We start from the raw sequence: 4,697 nt of genomic DNA, 5'->3' as shown, positions 1-4,697 counted from the left end.
CCTGATCGACCCGGCAGTGATCTTCGGAGCATTGATGGGCGCGATCAGCTGGAATGTGATCACCTGGATGCTCGGCATCCCTTCCAGCAGCAGCCACGCTTTGATCGGCGGGCTGATCGGCGCCGGCACCGCCAAGGCCGGCCTCCCGGCGATCGTCTGGTCGGGAGTGACCAAGACGTCGGTGGCGATCGTCCTGTCACCGACGCTGGGCATGCTGGTGGCGCTTCTGCTGGTCGCGATCACGTCCTGGCTGTTCTCGCGGGTGGACGCCCCGTTCGCGGACCGCATCTTCCGCCGGCTCCAGCTGGTCTCCGCCGCGCTCTATTCGCTCGGCCACGGCGCGAACGACGCGCAGAAGACGATGGGCATCATTGCCGTGCTGCTCTTCTCCCAGGGAATGCTCGGCGACACCTTCTACGTGCCCTTCTGGGTCGTCATCACCTGCCAGGCGGCAATGGGTCTCGGCACCTTGTTCGGCGGCTGGCGCATCGTCCACACGATGGGTTCGAAGATCACCCGCCTCACGCCGCATCAGGGCTTCTGCGCGGAGAGCGGCGGAGCGATCATGCTCTTCTCGGCCACCTCGCTCGGCATCCCGGTGTCCACCACCCACACGATCACCGGCTGCATCGTCGGCGTCGGCGCCGCGCGTCGAGCGTCCGCAGTGCGCTGGGGCGTTGCCGGCAATATTGTCGTCGCTTGGATCGTGACGCTTCCCGCGGCAGCGCTGATCGGCGCGTTCTTCTATTTCGTTGCGACGGCGCTCTCCTGAGCCTCAGCGAAGCTCCGAAAGCTCCACCCCCTTCGTCTCCCGCGCAAGCAAGGCGCTGACGCCGCTGATCGCGCAAGCGATGCCGACATAGATGGCGACCGGCGTCGCCGAATCGTACCGCTGGTAGAGCGCGAGCGCGATGATCGGCGCCAGCGAGCCGGCGACGATCGAGGTCAGCTGATAGGCGAGCGAAACGCCGGAATAGCGGATCCGGGTAGGGAACAGCTCGGTGATGAACGCCGCCTGCGGTCCGTACATGGCACCGTGCAGAACTAAACCAACGACGACGGCGAGTATGATCGAGCCGTTGTCTCCGCTCGCCAGCATCGGGAAAAAGAGGAACGTCCACGCCGCAAGGCCGAGCCCGCCGAAGGCATAGACCGGGCGCCGCCCGATCCGGTCCGACAGCCGCGCGAACAGTGGGATGGCGAAGAACTGCACTGCCGCGCCGATCAGCAATGCGTTCAGCGCCAGACTCCGGCTCTCGGCCGCCACATCGACCAGATAGGTGAGCGAGAAGACGGTGAGGATGTAATAAGAGATGTTCTCGCCCACCCGCAGCCCGGCACCGAGGACTAGCGCCTTCGGCCGCTCGCGAAAGACTTCGATTGCCGGGAGCTTGGGCCGAGACTCCTCCTGCGCCTCTTCAAACAGCGGGCTCTCGGTCACGCGGTTGCGGATATACCAGCCGATCACGACCAGGAACGCCGAGAGGACGAAAGGCACGCGCCATCCCCAGGCGAGAAAGTCTGCTTCGGTCTGTATCCCCGCCATCAGCGCCAGCACTCCGGCCGCGAGCAGATTGCCCGCCGGCACCCCAGCCTGAGGCCAGCTGGCCCAGAAGCCGCGGCGAGCGGCATCCCCATGCTCGGCCGCCATCAGCACTGCCCCTCCCCATTCGCCGCCGACGGCGAAGCCTTGCACCAGGCGCAGAGCAATGAGCGCGATCGGAGCCCAGACGCCGATCTGCGCATAGGTCGGAAGGACACCGATCAGCACCGTCGCAGCACCCATCAGCATAAGGCTCAGCATGAGCAGCCGTTTGCGGCCGATCCGATCTCCGAAGTGGCCGAAGACGATTCCGCCCACCGGACGGGCGACGAAGCCGAGCGCATAGGTGGCGAAGGCGAGCAGGGTTCCCGTCAGCGGGTCGTAATCCGGGAAGAACAGCTTGTTGAACACGAGCGCGGCCGCGGAGCCGTAGAGGAAGAAGTCATACCATTCGATGGTGGTGCCGATGAGGCTCGCCATGATGACCCGGCGGAGCGGCGTCTTCCCCTCTTCCTGCCCGATCGTGCCAGCCATTCCGCTCCCCCTGCTCCGTTGAGGCGGAAGCATTCCCGCAGCGCCGTTTCATTTCAAGCGCGCACTTTCGTGGATGAACCCGACCGCAGCAGCGACGAAGCCGCACCCGCGCGTGCTCCGGGAAAGCCGGTCGCCTCCCCGTCCGGCTCCATCTCAAAAGCGAGGTGGCGCCGGAGCAAAAGCCTAGGAGGCGATCAGCGCCGGCCCGGGGGGTCGGCTGACAACGGATCAGTGGAGGACAAATGCGCCCGCTTCGCGCCACCCATGCCTGCAACCTTGCTTCGGCGGGTCTAAGCCTGCTCGCAGTCACGACGATGCTGTTCGCGATCGGCGGGCCGGCAGCCGGCAGCCAGACGGAAGAGACTGCTTCGCCCGCCGCCGCACCGGCGCCTGGGCGGCCGGCCGGGCTTTGGTCCGCTTCTTCGATCGCGGCCCTGCAGGCGGAGATCGAGGCCGCTGCCGCCGAAGGTCTCGAGCCCGAAGCATACAATGCGGCGGCGCTTCGCGGGATTGGGGAAGGCCCGGAGGCGGATCGCCTCGCCACCTCGCTCGCGATCGCCCTTGCGCAGGATTATGCACGCGGCCGCATCGAGGATGCATCGCGCTTCGGCTGGCACATCCAGCGCAACGATGCGGACGCCAACAGCCTCGGCCAACAGCTGTACGCCGCGCTTCGCCAGGATCGGCTGCGTCCCTGGCTTCGAAGCCTGCTCCCCACCGATGCGCGCTATGCGGCGCTCCGCACCGCCTACGCCTCCGCTTCCGGGGAGCCGGTGCGGGCGAAGCTTCGGGCCAACATGGAGCGCTGGCGCTGGATGCCTCGCTCGCTCGGCGCGGATCACATCTACGTCAACGTGCCGAGCTACACGCTCTCCGTCGTCGAGGACGGGCGCCCGGTCTCCGCCTACACCGTCGTGGTCGGAAGCCCCTCCACGCCCACGCCGCAGATCGCGGTCGAGGCCCAGTCGGTCGTGGTGAACCCCTGGTGGAACGTGCCCCGGAGCATCGCCCGCAACATGAAGGCCGGCGGCAACGGCTACGTCTATTCGCGCGGATCGATCCGGCAGCGGCCGGGGCCGCGCAACGCGCTCGGCAAGGTCAAGATCGACATGCCGAACCCGCATTCCATCTACCTCCACGACACGCCTTCGAAGTCGCTGTTCGCGGAGAAGAGCCGAGCCTTCAGCCACGGCTGCATCCGCGTGAAGGACATCGACCGGCTGGCGGTGGAGCTGATGGAGCTCGATCGCGGCGAGACGGCCGAAGTCCAGAAGGCGCTTGCCGGCTCGGCAACCCGGACGGTGAAGCTGCAGCAGCGGCGGCCGGTCTACCTCGTCTATTTCACCATGGATGTGGCCCCTGACGGCCGGCTGGTGACGCTGGAGGATCCCTATGGACGCGATACCAAGCTGATCGCGGGCCTGCAGCGCGAGACGCAGCTCGCCTCCGCTCAGCTCCGCTCCTCCTCGAAGACGCGCGCCTGAAATGGCGAGTAAAGCGGATCTTGCGATCGGCATCGCGATGCTCGCGAGAAGCCTAATCGCCTGCGACGCCGCCTTGGCGTCCCCGGAGTGGGCGCAGCCGCCGCACGCGGGCCAAAGCGTCAGCCCGGCCGCCGGTCTCGCTCTCCTGCCCCGGCGCCAAACCCGCCGAGGCCTTTCCAACGACCCTGCCCGCTCCCGCCCCTCCGCCACTCCGGTCGGCGGCGCCCTTTACGAAACCTTCCCGGAAGAGGTTTAAGCCTACGCGCCGTTCGGACGTGCGCCCGCCGGCCCCCAATCCTATAAGCGGCTCATGATCGCACTGACCCGTTCCGCCGGCCTTCCCCTTTGGTCGTGGCGCGACGATCCTGCCGTACCGTCCTTCCCCGATGAGCATCCCCTCATCGTGTTCGACGGCGAGTGCGTCCTTTGCTCAGTAAACGCCCAGTTCGTCCTCCGGCACGACCGGCGGCGCCGCTTCCGGCTAACGACCGCGCAGGGCGCGCTCGGGCAGGCGCTCTATCGCCATTTCGGCCTGGCGACGGATGACTATCAAACGATGCTCGTGCTGGCGGAGGGAGAGCTTCTGACCGAGTCCGAAGCCGCGCTCGCCATTGCCGGAGGCTTGGGCTGGCCATGGCGTGCCGCGGTTGCGGCCCAGGTCGTACCGCAGCGCCTGAGGGACGCGCTCTACCGCCTCATCGCCCGCAATCGCTTCCGGCTCTTCGGCCGCCGCGCGACCTGCTGGGCGGCGGCACCCGCCGATCGCGACCGAATTCTCTGAAGAAGATCCTGATCCTCGGCGGCTACGGCACCTTCGGTGGACGCATCGCCCACCGTGCGGCTGAACTCGGCTTCGAGATTCTCGTCGCCGGCCGGAGCGCTGCCAAGGCTCACGCCTTCTGCGCCGGGCACGAGCGGCTCATCCCCCTTGTCCTGGATCGCGGCGAAGGGCTTGCCGAGGCCTTGGCCCGTCACCACCCCTTTGCCGTGGTCGACGCCGTCGGTCCCTTCCAGGGGGCGGACTACGGCATCGCGCGCGCCGCCGTGGCGGCCGGCTGCCACTATCTGGACATCGCCGATGCCACCACGTTCGTGACCGGCGCCGCCGCGCTGGACGTGGAGGCCAAATCGGCGGG

6 protein-coding genes are annotated in these 4,697 nt (G+C 67.6%); 5 read left to right on the top strand and 1 reads right to left on the bottom strand.

The annotated features are described in order from the left end of the window. Positions 1-772, top strand: a 772-nt coding sequence (locus VF662_RS03990) for an anion permease (protein ID WP_464137930.1), incomplete at its 5' end; no start/stop codon positions are given. A gap of 3 nt (positions 773-775) precedes the next feature. Here the strand turns inward: VF662_RS03990 and VF662_RS03985 are convergent. Next, on the bottom strand, positions 776-2,077 hold the full coding sequence (locus tag VF662_RS03985; protein ID WP_464137928.1) for an MFS transporter: 1,302 nt from the start codon (positions 2,075-2,077) through the stop codon (positions 776-778). Between the two features lie 242 nt (positions 2,078-2,319). Between VF662_RS03985 and VF662_RS03980 the strand changes: the two genes are divergently transcribed. The 4 genes from VF662_RS03980 to VF662_RS03965 form a co-directional block, all read left to right on the top strand. Further along, entirely contained in the window at positions 2,320-3,561 is a 1,242-nt protein-coding gene (locus VF662_RS03980; protein ID WP_464137927.1) for a L,D-transpeptidase family protein, read from the top strand. A gap of 1 nt (position 3,562) precedes the next feature. Continuing rightward, positions 3,563-3,817, top strand: coding sequence for a hypothetical protein (locus VF662_RS03975; protein WP_464137925.1), 255 nt, complete (start codon positions 3,563-3,565; stop codon positions 3,815-3,817). Positions 3,818-3,871: 54 nt separating this feature from the next. Further along, positions 3,872-4,342: a thiol-disulfide oxidoreductase DCC family protein gene (locus VF662_RS03970; RefSeq protein ID WP_464137924.1), complete on the top strand. Its 471-nt coding sequence runs from the start codon at positions 3,872-3,874 to the stop codon at positions 4,340-4,342. Further along, positions 4,300-4,697, top strand: a 398-nt coding sequence (locus VF662_RS03965) for a saccharopine dehydrogenase NADP-binding domain-containing protein (RefSeq protein ID WP_464137932.1), incomplete at its 3' end; no start/stop codon positions are given. The genes VF662_RS03970 and VF662_RS03965, both read left to right, overlap by 43 nt.

Source organism: Allosphingosinicella sp., assembly GCF_036387215.1.
Taxonomy (GTDB): Bacteria; Pseudomonadota; Alphaproteobacteria; order Sphingomonadales; family Sphingomonadaceae; genus Allosphingosinicella.
The sequence above is the reverse complement of the archived record's forward strand: the minus strand, read 5'-3'. Positions and strand labels throughout refer to the sequence as shown.